Raw genomic sequence first — 14,274 nt, 5'->3', positions numbered from 1 at the left:
ATGACTTTTTTAAATGAAATAAAATATCTTTAAATATTTTATTTCATTATTTTGATTTAATAGTCTATCATCTCATCAAAAAGCTCATCCTTTGCCTTTTTAAAGCCTACATTTAGCCCGTAAAATCTCGCTGTATCTACCTTATCTTTTGATAAATTTACCTTTGCAAACTCAAAGTCGCTTATCACTAGCACATCTGCATTTTGAAATTTTCATCACTTTTTATGAGCTCATGGCGTGCCTTAAGGCTGGCTGCACATCCGTGCCGCCATTAAAACTTTTTTAAAAAATTTAGAAAAGTTTTTACAATTTTAGTTAGATCAAGCGAGTTGACATTTTTACTAAAATTTATGAGATAGCATGCACGTTTTTGGCTTACTGCGGTGTTTGCCATATATAGCGCAACGCTTTTTGCAACCATTTCTCGTTTGCCTATCATGCTACCGCTTGTATCTATGTAAAGCACCGCAGGACCTTATTTTCTAGGCTATTTTTGTAAAATTTCTGATGGTTTTTATATTTATCTCATATATCACGCCTTTTCACTTCTCTTTTGCGCGATAACGCAGAGCATATCTTCTATAAGCCTTTTGTAAAAAGGCACCATCTCCTTATGACGTGTATCTTGAAAGGGATCTGAGCTAATGCAAACACAAAGAGGCATTTTGTTATCTCTTGCCAAAGCAGTCACGACCGCATCACGCTCGATTAGTAAATTTACATCTACTGCAAAATATCCAAACTTCATAGACACATCCGAGCTATAGATGATGAGATCTGGCTTTATATTGCTTATAGTTTTGCCAAGCCCATCTTTTATATTTTGTAGATATTGCTCTTTTGTGGTATTTGGCAAGACGGAGTCACAATAGACGTTATCTAGGTTAGGAAATATATCTCTAAAAAATCTATCACATCCTGAGTAGATCTCATAGACCCAAAGGCTTTTATCATCTTGCGCTAGCTCAAAGACGCCTTCACTTTTTTTGCTACCAAAATTTACATATAAAATTTTAAGATCCGGCCTGTCTTTGTGAAGCTTTATAACGCTTAGCGCTATGTCGTTATATGGGGCTTTTACTGCACCATAGTTTTTAGTGGAGTATCCAAAGCCACCACGAGCGTTTATGGCAAAACCTAGCTCAAGCGCTAGCTTGCACGCGTGTAAAGTCCCTTTGCACATCGCTTTATATGCGTCTAAAACACTCCTTGCGATCATATCTAGCGGTACATATTTTGATATTATAAGCCCAGTTGTTTGCTCAACAAATTCGTAGTCTTTGTATAGTTTTGATAAATAATCCTTGCCGTGAAAACTATCTAGATCTATAAAGCTTTGAGTTGGCGTTTGTCTAAAACGGGTGATAAAATTTTTATAACTTTTTGGCAAAATTTTATATTCAAAATCAAACCAAGAGGTCAAAAAACTATTACGAATATACATATTATCAAAGTCTTTAAAGGTGCTTGCCTCTCTAACGCCATTTGGCAGATATATGTTGTAGTCATCAGAGCTTACAATAGGCATCCAAATGAGCTTTTCGTTGAGCGAGGCACTTATTTTTTCTTTTTTGTAGTATAGCCTTGGCTCAAAATGCCAACATATATCATCAATAGACAAAATTTCTTCTATAGTCATTGAGGCGCTAGACATCTTAGTGAGTATGATCGAGCAGTCAAAGCCATGTGGTCGCCCGTCATAGCATAGTTCTATGCCACTAAGATCATCATCATCTTCAAAGTAAAAGTCATGTAGCTCAACAGAGAGAATTTCCTCCTCGTAGTCTTTCATATAAAAACTAACCTCACAAATAATGTCTATCATATCTTTATCATGATCAAGATATGCCTTAAAAAGCTTTTTAAGACGCAGATACTCTGCCTTCATCTCGCGCTGTATCTCAAGAAGCTTTTGATCAAAAGCTACCAAAAGCTCTTTTTCTTCTTTGGTGCAAACTATTTTTACCTCCTAAAAATTTTTAAGAGGATATTAACAATAGTTAAAGACAGAAAAATGTCTGCTTTTTGGATAGTTTATAGACAAATTTTGTCCAAATTTTTATTTATAATAAAAACATAGGAGTAAAAATGAGCGAGAAAGAACTTTGGCAAGAGTATGATGAACTTTCTTTTTTGGCACAGGCTAAGTCAAGCTATGATTACGTAAATAACGCAAATTTTATGAAATATAGCAACACTGAGATGTCAAAAGATTTCTACAGGCAAGCTGTCAAGGTATTAAGCAACCCCCATGATATCGTTATTGAGGCTAAATTTATACTGCAAAATCTAAAAAACGACTTTGGATATGAGAGCGAATTTATAAAAGAGATATGCTTGCAAATTTTAGATACAGAAATGACGCCCTATGAGCATCAAGAGGTAGCTAAAATGATAGAGAGCTATAGCTCTATCACTTGATAAAATGGCTCTTTTGCACCGCTACTTGCAGAGTTATAAATTTTAACTCCGTTTAAAACGTCTATGTGAGATTTTGGCTCATGGATATGCCCACAGAGGATGATCTTTGCCTTTAAAAGATTGTTTTTGATAAGCCTTGCAAGCTCTATATCTCCGTGATCCTTTTCATTTTTACTAATGCTCGTGCTTGTCTTTGCTGGTGGGACGTGGGTTATTAAGATATCGCACTCTGCAAATTCAAGCAGGTCATCACACAAGTAAGGCACGCAGCCAAATTTAACGCCGTTTATAGTTTTTATAGTGCCATCAGCGTATATGCCACTTATAGAATTTAGCCAAAAAGGCGGCATATCGTGGTTGCCAGAACATACAAATACCGGCTTTTTAAAGCTTTTTAGCCACAAGGCAGTTTGCTCTTTTTCTTGCGCGCTCTCTTTGTATAAAAAATCACCGCTAAAACAAAAAATGTCAAATTTGTCTTGAAAGGCTAAAATATAATCAAAATAGCCAGCGCCAAAGTGCAGATCGCTAGCGTGGAGAAGTTTTAAGCCGCTCATTTGTGTCTATCAGCCTTTAATCCACGAGCAAATTTGCGATCAAATTTACCACCATATCTTTTTGCTTTGGCTCGCTTTGAGCGATGAACAGTGCAAGTGCAACAAGGGCGTTGTCGCTCATCTTGCGCTCGCCGTTACTTTTAAAAAGTAGCTTGCATTTTGACAAAAACAAGACAAACATAAATGATCCGATGCGCTTGTTGCCGTCGCTAAAAGGGTGGTCTTTGATGATATAGTAGATCAAATTTGCCGCTTTTTCTTGTGGGCTTGCTAAAAGATCACGTCCGCCAAATGTCTGGTAGATATTTTTTATTATCCCTTCAAATTCATCTGCCTTTTGAACGCCAAAGATATTTGACGCCTCGCCCTTGCTTATAAGCTCTCTTTTTAGCTCATCTACAGCCATTAGTGCCTCGTCATATCCAAGGATGAAATTTTCGCCCACATCGCTTTTGCAAAGACCAAGCGAGCCATCATCAAATTTTTGCAGTAGCGACCAGCTCTTTTTATAGTATCTAATAAGCTCTAGCGTCTCTTTATCGTTGCTGCTCATAGTGCCTCTTTGATCAGAAATTTATCTCTTTTAGATACTCGCTGACATCTTTTTTGACCTCGTCAGCCAGCTCTTTTGGCTCAAGCACCTTTATAAATGGCAGGTAGTAGTATATGAGCGGTTTTATCTCCATTATGTGGGTAAATTCTATCTCGATCTCGACTGAGCCGTCGCTATCTTGACCAGTTATGCGCTGTTTTGCGTGCGGTTTTCGCTCAAAGTATTTTGCCACTTCAGGTGCCAGCAGTAGCCTTGCCGTTTTTGGAGCTTCTAAGTTTGCCCATGCTGAGTTCATCGCCTTTACACGCTCATCTAGCTCGCCACTTAGCTCAAATTTCTCCCCGCTATGCTTTATATCTTTTATGCTTTTTAGGTGAAATTTCTTAAATTTATTGCCCTTTTTGCTATCAAGCAAGAGCAGATACCAAAATCCCTCAAAAAGTGCCAGTTTTAGAGGTTTTACAAGAAACTCAAAGCCGTTATACGTGCATGTTATCTCCGCTTTTTCTCTTATAGCATCCTCAAGCGTTTGAAAATTTACAAGATCATCCTCGCTTAGCTTTTCGTTGTTTATGTTTGTAAGTATCGGGTGGTTTAGCTGCTGAGAAATTTGCTCTAAAAGCACGTGAGCCTTGCTGTAAAAATTTGAGCCCATGTTTTTTGCCACGTTATCAAGGATATTTAGCACCACCCTATCATCGCCGTCTAGTCCGTCGCTCGCCTCTTCGTCATTTATGCTCCAGTAGTGCCCCTTTTTGACGGCACCATACTCTCTTAGCGTGTCGTAAAGGTCGCGCTGGATTGTCTTTGAGGTCACTCCAAGCATAGCTGTTAGCTCTTTTATCGTGTGCGGTCTCTCTCTTAGCTTTGAGGCTATTAAATTTATACGTTCAAATTTGCTGTTTTCTTGTTTGGTTATGATGGGTTTCATTTGACCTCCTAGTTCGGGGATTATATCCAAATTAGGACTAGAGAGTGTCTTTTCTAGCATAATATCTGCCTAAGGCCATCTAGTGCGCCACATTTTAGACTTATGCCGAAATACTGCGAGATGTAGTTATCTCGTGGGTTTATGCGGATAAGCGTTGCTTTTTTGGAGCGTCTAACAAATTTCTCACCAAAATTTCTGATTGTTGGCACCGCAAGACCTGCGCCTAGCTCTATGATCACAAAGCGGCTATCTTTGTTTTGCTCTAGCCACGCTTCATATCTTTTATACTGCTCGTTTATGCGCCTTGTATTTACCATCCAGTCGTAAAACATCACGATATTTGGGCGGCTCACGCAGCCACACTCTGGACAAACTGGCATATCTAAAGCGACAAATTTCTCTTCATCTACTCTTATATCGCTACAAGTCTGCCATATAGCGCCATCACGCTTATGGATGCACTGAGAGTAGTGGATAGAGCCGTGGCACTCGTAAATTTTCTCCTCGCTAAAGCCAGCCTTGGCAAAGTGTCCATCGACGTTTGAGGTATAGACGAAATAGTTTTCGTTTTTGCTTTTTACAAGATCTAAAAGCAGTCCAAATCCCTCGTGAGGCTCTGTTTTTTTGTATAAATTTAGCCTGTGACCATAAAATGCCCATGCTAGCCTTGGATCATCTAAAAACCACTGCGGATTTGCCATATCCTCAAAGCTTAAATTTTTGTCCCTTAAAAGTGGATACGCCCTCCAAAATCCTACATCTCCCCTAAAATCAGGCAATCCACTATCCACACCCATGCCAGCACCTGCTGTGATGATGACCGCATCAGCCTCGGCGATAGTCTTTTTGATCCTATCTATCTTCTCTTGCATTTTGATCCTTTCAAAGAAATTTGGGTAATTGTATTGATAAGACTAGACATTTTTGTGTCTGATCTCTTTTGGTAAAATAGTGAAAATTTTATAGGAGAGTAAAATATGATAGAGAAATTAACGCTTAGAACAAGGGCATATATTTTAACAGATAAGAGATTTGAGAATTTTGTATCTAATCCTGGTGACTGGTTTTATGCCGAAAAAGACGATGAAAAGGTGATTGTAAAAAGTATTTCAAAAAGAGCTGATAAGAAATATAGGCTTTTATTAAAAAAAGAAATATTGGAAAAAGTTAAAAATAATGTCAATGTAATTATTGGTTGCATTGATGATGATAAATTTTATAGGCTTGAGCTTGAGATAAAAAATTTTGATGCTGATAAAGAGGTGCTCTTTAATGATAAATTTGAAATTTGTAAAAATAAAGATAGCGTAACAGTAACACAAAAAAATATGATTGACTTAAATATTGAATCATTTACTGATTATGCCGACAACGATAGAAGAATAAATAGCCTAGCTACTGCAGATAGAATAAAAGGTTTTGGCGGAAGAGATGAATTTTTAAATTGGTATAACAATCAAGAGAAAAAATGCTGCTATTACGGCGTTGAAGAAGCAGACCTAAAAAAATATTTTCATAGCAAAAACACACAATATGAAGATGCTAGACAAAGAGGAAAATTTTTAGAAGTTGAGCGAGTGATAACAGCGCCAGAAAATAAATATTCAAAAGATAATTGTCGTTTGGCTTGTTATATTTGTAATAATGCAAAAAGTGATTTTTTGTCTGCTGAGAGTTTTGAACCTATTGCCAGAGGTATAAACAAATTTTGGAGTAACTATCTAAACAAAAATGTAGAATTTCCAGAAGATTTTGAATATTGGAGCAAAAATAAAAAATAGTTTTAAAAATGGCGGTAACTCTACCGCTCAAATTTCTCCGCCGTTATGCAGTGTAGCGCACCGCCAAGCTCTATAATTTCGCTTAAATTTATCGTCTCTACTTTATAACCACTATAAAATTTCTTGATCTGCTGCAGCGCAACATCGTCATCATCTATCCCATATATAGGAACTATTAAAATATCCTTAATTTTAATAAAATTTAAGTAAGCACCCCAGTCTCTCTTTTTAGTGAAAAATCCCTCTTTATACTTCATAAATTTCACATCCAAACCGCTCTTTTTAAGCGCTTTTATGAGCCTATCGTTAAAGCTTTTACTCTCATTTGAAAGGTCATTTACTAGCACACTATTTTCATCTATCCACCTCACCATTGAGTCGCTGTGCCCTAACATATCGTAAGGCTGTTTTGGTATAATGATGAGCTCAATTTAATGCGCATTTTTGCTTTATAGTTCTCACGATCTCTGCCTTTGTTTTTGATGGATTTTCTCTAAAAATTTTATCTGTCATGATGGCTCTACCTCCAAGCCTTACGAAATTTCCGCCATCTAGGACTAAATTTATATGCTCTTTTAATGGCTGGATATTTGTTCTTAGATGGCTATATTTTTTATCTTTTAGGTAGTCTGGATCGTAGTCATAAGAGACAAGGCGCCCATCATCAAGCAAAATCGGCATAAAGTCTCTCATCCAAATATCTTTAGTCTCTAAAAACTCGTATTTGACCCCGTGTTTGTCAAATATCTGGCACAAGCTTTTTGCTGTTTTTGTGTGGTGCTTTGCTAAAAGTGCGGAAAGCAGGATGGTTGGCTGCATATTTGCTCCTAAATTTGATAGTTTTTGTGAAATTTTACTAATAAATTTCTAGACATTTTTTGTCCATTTGAATAGCTATAATTTCACAAATCGCAAAAAATGTATCGGCGATAAAAATCAAAAAAGGATAATCAATGATCTACGAGCAACTTAAAATTCTTACACAAAACAGCGATAAAAAGGCGCTCTCAAAAGCACTTGGCTACGTAAGAGAGCAAAATTTCACAAGAGCACTTGCAAATTTAGAGGCAGCAAAGAGCCTAGATGAGTTCATCACAAAGGGGCACTTTGACTGGGCACACAGCTCAGAAACGCTCATCCTAGCACTTAGCAAGCACTTTGCTCTTAACATAGACGCTGAGCTTAGCGAGGTGCAAAAACTCTACAACGAGCGAGTGAAATTTAGAGGCTTATATATCTATATAGATACGGATTTTAGGCGCAAGAGTGAGCCTATATTTGCCCTTGCTATGGCGCAACACCTAAGATATATCAGCCTAACGCCGTTTTTAGATGAGATTTGTTTTAAAGCATTAAATGAGCAGTTAAAAGTTATCTCAAAGATCACTAAAAACTACTATCAAAAAACGCAAACTCTGCCTATTTTTGGAGCTATAACTGGCTTTAAGCTCTATTTTCTAGGCAAAAATTACTCGCTTGATACAAATGGAAATTTTACAGATAAAGAGATTGCCGAACAGGTGGCGGTGATTAAATTTTAAAGGACAAAAATGGGACAATTTACAAAGGAGCAAAGGCGAAAGCTAAATAGCATAAACGAAAGGCTCTATGACCTTGAGCGCCGTGTCGTGCCACGTGCAAAGCAGATAGACCTCTGCGCAAAAGATATAAAAGAGGCGTGTGATCATTTTTGTGAGCTACTGCTCTCTTTTTACTCAAAAGACGAACTTCTTATGCGATATGGGCAGTTCATGAATCACATAGATGACTACTTTTATACGGAAAATCAAAACGAATTTAAAAACTGGCCCACACATGAGATGTCTGGCGAGTGGCACTGCTGGTTTTACCACTGCTTATATGACCATACGGATCTTAGCTGGGATGAAATTTTAACTATCGACAGGATGGATGGTAAGCTTCGCTCATGGTATGACTATACGCCTATAGATCTTTGCCTGGAGAAGCTAGAGTGTAGCGAGAGGGAAGAGTATATCTCTGATGCCAATAAGGACCAGTGGGAGCAAATAGAGAAGATAAATAAAGCTCTAGCTAGTTACCAAGATATCCTAATAAGAGATGCAAAAATGCTTGAAAACAGGCTAAAAGCAAGGGTTGAGGGTGGATTTATCGAGGATTATGCTATGGAATTTCGTTTGGTCTTTCGCTTGCGCGAAGACGATCCAGATTATGATGAAAATGACGATAATTTCTTAGCTATCATCAACGAGCCTATCGTCCCTGGCGAAATGAGCAAACAAAAGAGCCGCTGGACACAAAACTGTAATGAATATTTTGGTAGCTCTGTCTATTTTGATAAGAAGGCATACTTTTGCTATCTATTTGCAGCTTTTGAAAACAACACACATATCTGTAAGATCAAAGACATACTACGTATAGGCTCTGTTGATATGGCGCTTTGCTGGGATGAATACTATGAAATTTAAAGCAAGACAAAAAAATATTAAATTTTTAATTCAAATTTATAGATATAGACATTTCTTGTCCATTTTGCCTGTTATAATTTCACATGTCACAAAGATATCTTGACAAAAAATAATTAAAACAAAGGAGAAAAAATGTCAAAGAAAAAAGTTGTTAAAACTGCTCCAATAATTGAGCAGTTTGTAGATTTAGCTAGCACACAAAGAGAGTTAGCAGATGAATTAGGAGCTAAGTTTTTAGAATTTTGCAACACATACCTAAATGAAAAATGTGTTATTACTAGAAGTGAATTTGCTTACCAAGACTCTTTTTTACCGGTAAATCTAAGTATCGAAGCTCACACTAAAAAACCGACTTCTAACACATCAATAGTAGATGCATACATTGGTAATGTGCATTTTAGCTTAAATTATGATTATTCATATGAAGAGTATGATGATGACCATTTTAAAGATGAGTTAGTTAAGTTCTTAAATAAATAACACTTTATAGTAAAAATAAACCTACCATAGAAGATCGTGCTAGTCTAGTGTAAAAGATATTGAGCTACCATATAGCAGCGATGCGCAGGAGTAAATAAAGAGCGTTTTAGGGCGCTCTTTTTTAAATTTATCTTTCACAACAAATTTCTCAAATTTTATATTTATGGACATAAAAATGTCTTTTTGGCTAAGTAAAATAACTCCAACAAAAGCAAAAAAGGAGCTTATCATGCAAAAAGAAAATTTTTTCGTAGATAATGAGATATATGAGCTTGCAACACTTTGGGTGCTTCGTGCCATTTTTTATGCTGGAGGTGAGAAAGAGTTTTTAAGATGCCGAAGCGATGATGTGTTGGAGTTTTTGGGCATATATACAAGTGAGCCCAAAGAAGAAGACATCGAGGCTTTAAAAAATAGACTTTGGCTCCTTGAAAAAAGCAAAATTTCATGCGAGTTAAAAGAGCTTGAGCACAACCTAAATTTACTTCAAGAAAATTTAGGTCTAAATGAGACCGAAAAAGAGATTTTGAGATTTGTCGCGATCATGTATAACTATGAAGTAGTCTCAAACGCTTGTGATCTGCTAGGAGAGCTAAACACCAGACAGGCCATAAAAGCGATCTCAAAGATACTAAAACTAAAATTTAGCGATGTGCAAAATGCCTTTAGAAAAGATGGAGTTTTTGCTAAGACCTCGATACTAAAAATAGATAGTTACGGACGCAGTCTAAGGTCAAAAACCGATGTTATAAATAATAGTTTCATGGGTGATTTGTTTGTTGAGTGCAAAAGCATAGACGAGATATTTGAAAGTGCGATAAAGCCATGTAGCAAGACAAATTTAACCACAAAAAACTACCCCCATATAAAAGAAGATGTGAAAATTTTGCTCTCGTTTCTAAAAAATGCTATTCGCAAAAAGCAAAAGGGAGTAAATGTGCTTCTTTATGGCTCTGCAGGAACGGGTAAAACCGAGTTTAGTAAAGTAGTAGCTAGTGAGCTAAATTTAAAACTTTACGAAGTAGCTTATGATGATGGAGATGGTTACGCAAACGAGTACCAAAGGATAAGATCATATTGCCTTGCACAAAGTGTATTGTCCGCTGGGTCAAATTTACTTATGTATGACGAAGCAGAAGATATATTTAATACCAAAAATGACGAGAAAAGGCAATATGGCAAAGCCTTTATCAACAGATCTCTTGAGACTAACGAAGTGCCAACTATATGGATAACTAATAATATCCTTGATATGGATGAAGCCGTAGTTAGAAGGTTTAACCTAGCCATAGAGATAGGCATACCAACTGAAGATGTAAGAGCAAAGATCATAAAAAAATATAGTGAAAATTTGATAGATAGTAAGCTCGTAAAAAAGCTAGCTAAAAATCGATTTGTAGCTCCAGCAGTCGTTAGTAACGCTAGCTTAGTCGTTTCAAATTTAAACACAAAAGACAAAAACAAAGCCTTTGAGCGAGTGATAAGCAATACTCTAAAAGCGCAAGGCTACGACGAGATAGAAAAAGACGAGAAGCCAAGCGTTGATCTGCCAAGCAGCTATGATCCAAATTTCGTAAACTCAGACTGCGATCTAAACGAGCTAATGCAAGGCATAAAAGCGAGCAAAAACGCAAGGATATGCCTTTACGGTGTGCCTGGAACTGGCAAAAGTGCTTACGCTAAATTTATTGCTAAAAGCCTTAAAAAGCCGATCATCATCAAAAAAGGAAGTGATCTTTTGTCTATGTTTGTAGGAGGAACTGAGAAAAACATAGCACTAGCTTTCAAAGAAGCCAAAGATAAAAAAGCTGTGTTAGTCTTTGACGAAGTAGATAGCTTTTTGCAAGATAGAGGCATGGCTACAAGAAGCTGGGAGGTGACCCAAGTGAACGAGATGTTAGTGCAGATGGAGAGCTTTGATGGCATCTTTATCGCTACGACAAATTTGATAGATAATCTTGATAAGGCCTGTCTTAGAAGATTTGATCTAAAGCTTGAGTTTGGATACTTGCTGCCAGAGCAAGCGCAAAATTTATTTAAAAAAGAGTGTGCGCTGCTAAAAGTCAAATTTGACGAAAATGCAAGCAAAAAGGTCTCAAACCTAGGCTTGCTAGCGCCTGGAGACTTTGCTAGTGTGAGAAGACAAGCTAAATTTAGACCTATAAAAAATGGCGACGACTTTTGCCATAGACTTGAGCTAGAAGTCGCACTAAAAAATGAAGAAAAGAGTGCGAAGATAGGGTTTTAGGAGATGCCTTATCTCCTAACCCATACAGATAGCGGCTTAAAATTTTTGAAGTTTTAAGTCACCTTTTAAAAATAATGGATGAGCAGGTTCTCCGCTGGTATTTAGTTTTATGTAAAATTTATTTTTTAAGGCATCTAGCACCTCTTTGCTCCTGCCCTGATACGATCCATTATTTCCCCAAGCACATACTACTTTATCTACTTTGCTTGAATAATCTGCAAGCATTTTGTCATTTTCTTTGCCAATAGGATCTTTTGCGGAGTAGATCACAGACGGGTCTGTTGAGACGATTGCAAATAAATTAAGCATATAAAAACCGCCGTAACCCCAGTATTGAGCAAATTTTATGCACTTTTTAATAGTGGGATCATCTTTTGTTTCATCTGCGATGGATGGATTTAATCCTACAAAAACAAGCATTGGTTTATTTTTATCCCAAACTCTTGTTAAAACATATCTATATTTCCTATCTTGTGAGAAAACCGCTGAACATTCCATTGTGTTGTCCTTTCAAAAAATATTTTTAAATTATATCAAAAACCATTATTAATTAAAACAATATCTTTTGCATTGTAAAAATTATTTTTAATAACATTAAAGTTTTTATCCACCAAACTAAGATAGTTATTCTTTTTTATTACAATCTTTTCATCATAGATAAATTTATAATTATCACATTCGATTGTTACGATAAAATCGTTTCTATAAAGCCTATATTTCCCATTGGTCAAGGAGTGGCTAAAAATCCCATTGCACACATAGAGATTATCGCTTGCTTCGATAAAAATTTTAGCATCATCATCCCAGCCGCTTTTTAGCGTATATTTGCCTTCTTTTTGAATGATAAATTTATCTTTATCAACCATCCAAATTTCATCAATATCATCCTTGTGTATTACGGTATGGTCTTTTAGTACAAATGCTTTTTTATCAAATTCTTCACCGTTTATCAGCTCTGCACCAATAGCTTTTATCGTGGCGATATCATCATAGTCATAAAAAGATATAGAAATTTCGTCATATTCTTCTTTAAAAGCACATTACCTTCTGTATCACAAAGTCCAAATTTAGGCTGGTAAAAATCATATGGATTTTTTTCGGATCGGCTAAAAGCAAAAAGTCCAAAAGCCAGATAGTCAAAAGAAAAATAGTTCGCCTCTAATTTGATATTTTCTTGGTAGTCTATCAAGCCTATTTTGTTATTTTTTTCATAATAAAATATCTCTCCATTATAAATATCTTGTTCTATATCAGTTTGCACCATTATTTTGTTGATATAAAAGTAGTCAGTAAAAATGGGTTTATTATTAGCTAGATCAAAGTATTCATTTTGGCATTTATCATTACGAAGTTTTACAATCGTGTCGCAAATCATACTAACATCTAAATATTTTGATGGTACTTTTATATTTCCTTCTAAATCACTAACACCAAAAAAATTATCGTTCTTTGGATTTTTTACCGCAACTAAATTTTTTTCTAAAAATTGACCAGAAATAACCTCTTTTACTGTTTTGGTTATCGGATCAAAAAGTTCTAACTTACTGTTACTAAAAGCATCTTCGTTGTCACTTTTGCTAATGTATATTCCATCCAAATAACTATAATAATAGGCATGTTTATAGCCTTCAAGTGGTATGGGATTGCCGTATCCATCAAAAAATTTAAGATCCTAATTGCATTTAATCCAAGAAATATTATCTTCAACCGAAAATAAAGAGCTGGAGAAAGGCCAATCAAAAAGTTCCAGATCATTTTTATGATACGCTAATGTTTTTAGCTCTTTATGCTTATAATTATACGCAAAAAATTTTTCTGGCGTTAGGATAAAATAAGTGTTGTATCTTTTGTGGGTTTCTTTTATCTGAAGAATTTCTCCAATATCCTTTATCTCATTTACATCTAAATCAATAACAATTTTTTTATTACCTTTTTTCTTAAAAAAATCAAATCCACTATCTACCCTTTTAAATTTTTCTCTATCAACTCAAAGTCACTCTGATTATAGCCATAAACCATAACATCGCACTTTTTATCCGCATTTTTTTGACACAAGAAAAAATTCTTGTACTCTAATACAACTTCACTTTTTTCAAGACCGCCAATACCGCAACCAATAAGTGGTAGAGCAAGAGTTAGATTATCTTCTTGTTCAAGTAGTAAAATTTGCTGTAAATTTTGCAAAATTTCTTTTATGGTCTGTATCGTTGGCACTTTGGGTTTATTTTTTTCAGTATAGTTCATCACTGCGGCATGTAAAACATATGAGAAATTTTTATAGTTTGATGCAGTTTTTATAACGTTACCTTGGTTTATTACTCCACGATTTTTTAGTGCGTCTTGCATATATTTTTCTAGTATTACACCACAACTTCGTTTAAATGCCATCGATACGCCGCTTCCAAGCAACATGGCAGTGTTTGATGGATTTACAGCAAAATCAGCTTTTGCAGTTAGTAAATCGCCTTGTTTGGCAAAAAGTTTATACGATATCATGCAATGCCTCTCATATATTATCTTCTTCTTACTTTTTTTCTAGAATTATAGTAAAAAAATGGAAATAAAAATGTCCTATTTGGTGCACATTTACCAGCGGCTACAAACAGACAAGATTTTAAAAAATGTTAATAGGTTACACGTGTTTTGTTTTATTTTGATTGTATATTTTTAGTATTGTTGAGCGATGTTTATTCATAAATATAGGGGTTTTAGGGATCATCCCTAGCGAGGTCTTTTTGTCTGACAAGTCAGACAAAAAGTATCCTCGCCCAGACGAGATAAAAGAGCCTTGTGTGGTTTTGGTGTCATAATTTGGCGAATTTTTCGTGTAAATTCATTTGTTAATACTAGTGCCTC

19 protein-coding genes are annotated in these 14,274 nt (G+C 35.8%); 6 read left to right on the top strand and 13 right to left on the bottom strand.

Going from position 1 to position 14,274, the window contains the following annotated elements:
• Window positions 1–56: 56 nt before the first annotated feature.
• The 3 genes from UNSWCS_RS11980 to UNSWCS_RS06370 all read right to left on the bottom strand — a co-directional run bounded on the left by UNSWCS_RS11980 (window position 57) and on the right by UNSWCS_RS06370 (window position 1,930).
• Complete coding sequence (locus UNSWCS_RS11980) at window positions 57–194, bottom strand: hypothetical protein (RefSeq protein WP_162142144.1); 138 nt, start codon at window positions 192–194, stop codon at window positions 57–59.
• Window positions 195–271: 77 nt separating this feature from the next.
• The gene (locus UNSWCS_RS06375; RefSeq protein ID WP_035143647.1) at window positions 272–466 is read right to left on the bottom strand and encodes a hypothetical protein; all 195 of its coding nucleotides are present in this window, start codon (window positions 464–466) and stop codon (window positions 272–274) included.
• 66 nt (window positions 467–532) lie between these two features.
• Window positions 533–1,930 carry a histone deacetylase gene (locus tag UNSWCS_RS06370; protein WP_021087835.1) on the bottom strand — a complete coding sequence of 466 codons (1,398 nt, stop codon included), beginning with the start codon at window positions 1,928–1,930 and terminating at the stop codon, window positions 533–535.
• A 158-nt stretch (window positions 1,931–2,088) separates the two neighbouring features.
• Between UNSWCS_RS06370 and UNSWCS_RS06365 the strand changes: the two genes are divergently transcribed.
• The gene (locus UNSWCS_RS06365; RefSeq protein ID WP_021087797.1) at window positions 2,089–2,421 is read left to right on the top strand and encodes a hypothetical protein; all 333 of its coding nucleotides are present in this window, start codon (window positions 2,089–2,091) and stop codon (window positions 2,419–2,421) included.
• On the opposite strand, the gene UNSWCS_RS06360 is transcribed toward UNSWCS_RS06365, so the two are convergent.
• The 4 genes from UNSWCS_RS06360 to UNSWCS_RS06345 are packed head-to-tail and all read right to left on the bottom strand — an operon-like array spanning window position 2,403 to window position 5,334.
• A complete protein-coding gene (locus UNSWCS_RS06360; protein WP_021087811.1) occupies window positions 2,403–2,978 on the bottom strand; it encodes a metallophosphoesterase family protein in 576 nt (191 codons plus the stop codon). The two genes, UNSWCS_RS06365 and UNSWCS_RS06360, sit on opposite strands and share 19 nt — an antisense overlap.
• 16 nt (window positions 2,979–2,994) lie before the next feature.
• Window positions 2,995–3,531, bottom strand: a complete 537-nt coding sequence (locus UNSWCS_RS06355) for a type II toxin-antitoxin system death-on-curing family toxin (RefSeq protein ID WP_021087813.1) — start codon at window positions 3,529–3,531, stop codon at window positions 2,995–2,997.
• A gap of 13 nt (window positions 3,532–3,544) precedes the next feature.
• Window positions 3,545–4,462, bottom strand: coding sequence for a helix-turn-helix transcriptional regulator (locus UNSWCS_RS06350; RefSeq protein WP_021087802.1), 918 nt, complete (start codon window positions 4,460–4,462; stop codon window positions 3,545–3,547).
• Window positions 4,463–4,515: 53 nt separating this feature from the next.
• Window positions 4,516–5,334, bottom strand: a complete 819-nt coding sequence (locus UNSWCS_RS06345; protein WP_021087824.1) for an SIR2 family NAD-dependent protein deacylase — start codon at window positions 5,332–5,334, stop codon at window positions 4,516–4,518.
• A 105-nt stretch (window positions 5,335–5,439) separates the two neighbouring features.
• On the opposite strand from UNSWCS_RS06345, the gene UNSWCS_RS06340 reads away from it, so the two are divergent.
• Window positions 5,440–6,243: a hypothetical protein gene (locus tag UNSWCS_RS06340; protein ID WP_021087832.1), complete on the top strand. Its 804-nt coding sequence runs from the start codon at window positions 5,440–5,442 to the stop codon at window positions 6,241–6,243.
• Between the two features lie 20 nt (window positions 6,244–6,263).
• On the opposite strand, the gene UNSWCS_RS12660 is transcribed toward UNSWCS_RS06340, so the two are convergent.
• Window positions 6,264–6,617, bottom strand: a complete 354-nt coding sequence (locus tag UNSWCS_RS12660) for an agmatine deiminase family protein (protein ID WP_265182493.1) — start codon at window positions 6,615–6,617, stop codon at window positions 6,264–6,266.
• A gap of 52 nt (window positions 6,618–6,669) precedes the next feature.
• Window positions 6,670–7,062, bottom strand: coding sequence for an agmatine deiminase family protein (locus tag UNSWCS_RS12655; RefSeq protein ID WP_265182492.1), 393 nt, complete (start codon window positions 7,060–7,062; stop codon window positions 6,670–6,672).
• A 134-nt stretch (window positions 7,063–7,196) separates the two neighbouring features.
• On the opposite strand from UNSWCS_RS12655, the gene UNSWCS_RS06330 reads away from it, so the two are divergent.
• From UNSWCS_RS06330 to UNSWCS_RS06315, 4 genes are all read left to right on the top strand, one after another.
• Window positions 7,197–7,784: a hypothetical protein gene (locus UNSWCS_RS06330; protein ID WP_021087815.1), complete on the top strand. Its 588-nt coding sequence runs from the start codon at window positions 7,197–7,199 to the stop codon at window positions 7,782–7,784.
• 9 nt (window positions 7,785–7,793) lie between these two features.
• On the top strand, window positions 7,794–8,690 hold the full coding sequence (locus UNSWCS_RS06325; protein ID WP_021087831.1) for a hypothetical protein: 897 nt from the start codon (window positions 7,794–7,796) through the stop codon (window positions 8,688–8,690).
• A gap of 132 nt (window positions 8,691–8,822) precedes the next feature.
• A complete protein-coding gene (locus tag UNSWCS_RS06320) occupies window positions 8,823–9,170 on the top strand; it encodes a hypothetical protein (RefSeq protein WP_021087829.1) in 348 nt (115 codons plus the stop codon).
• Window positions 9,171–9,399: 229 nt separating this feature from the next.
• Window positions 9,400–11,418, top strand: coding sequence for an AAA family ATPase (locus UNSWCS_RS06315; protein WP_035143651.1), 2,019 nt, complete (start codon window positions 9,400–9,402; stop codon window positions 11,416–11,418).
• A 36-nt stretch (window positions 11,419–11,454) separates the two neighbouring features.
• Here UNSWCS_RS06315 and UNSWCS_RS06310 read toward each other — a convergent pair whose 3' ends face one another.
• The 4 genes from UNSWCS_RS06310 to UNSWCS_RS06295 all read right to left on the bottom strand — a co-directional run bounded on the left by UNSWCS_RS06310 (window position 11,455) and on the right by UNSWCS_RS06295 (window position 13,914).
• Window positions 11,455–11,916 carry a DUF1643 domain-containing protein gene (locus tag UNSWCS_RS06310; RefSeq protein WP_021087816.1) on the bottom strand — a complete coding sequence of 154 codons (462 nt, stop codon included), beginning with the start codon at window positions 11,914–11,916 and terminating at the stop codon, window positions 11,455–11,457.
• A 35-nt stretch (window positions 11,917–11,951) separates the two neighbouring features.
• Window positions 11,952–12,284, bottom strand: a complete 333-nt coding sequence (locus tag UNSWCS_RS06305) for a hypothetical protein (RefSeq protein WP_021087819.1) — start codon at window positions 12,282–12,284, stop codon at window positions 11,952–11,954.
• A 104-nt stretch (window positions 12,285–12,388) separates the two neighbouring features.
• A complete protein-coding gene (locus UNSWCS_RS06300; protein WP_021087807.1) occupies window positions 12,389–13,015 on the bottom strand; it encodes a hypothetical protein in 627 nt (208 codons plus the stop codon).
• 362 nt (window positions 13,016–13,377) lie between these two features.
• Entirely contained in the window at window positions 13,378–13,914 is a 537-nt protein-coding gene (locus UNSWCS_RS06295) for a macro domain-containing protein (protein WP_021087823.1), read from the bottom strand.
• Window positions 13,915–14,274 lie beyond the last annotated feature (360 nt).

The organism is Campylobacter concisus UNSWCS (assembly GCF_000466685.1).
Taxonomy (GTDB): Bacteria; Campylobacterota; Campylobacteria; order Campylobacterales; family Campylobacteraceae; genus Campylobacter_A; species Campylobacter_A concisus_A.
This window is presented reverse-complemented; position numbering and strand designations above follow the sequence as displayed.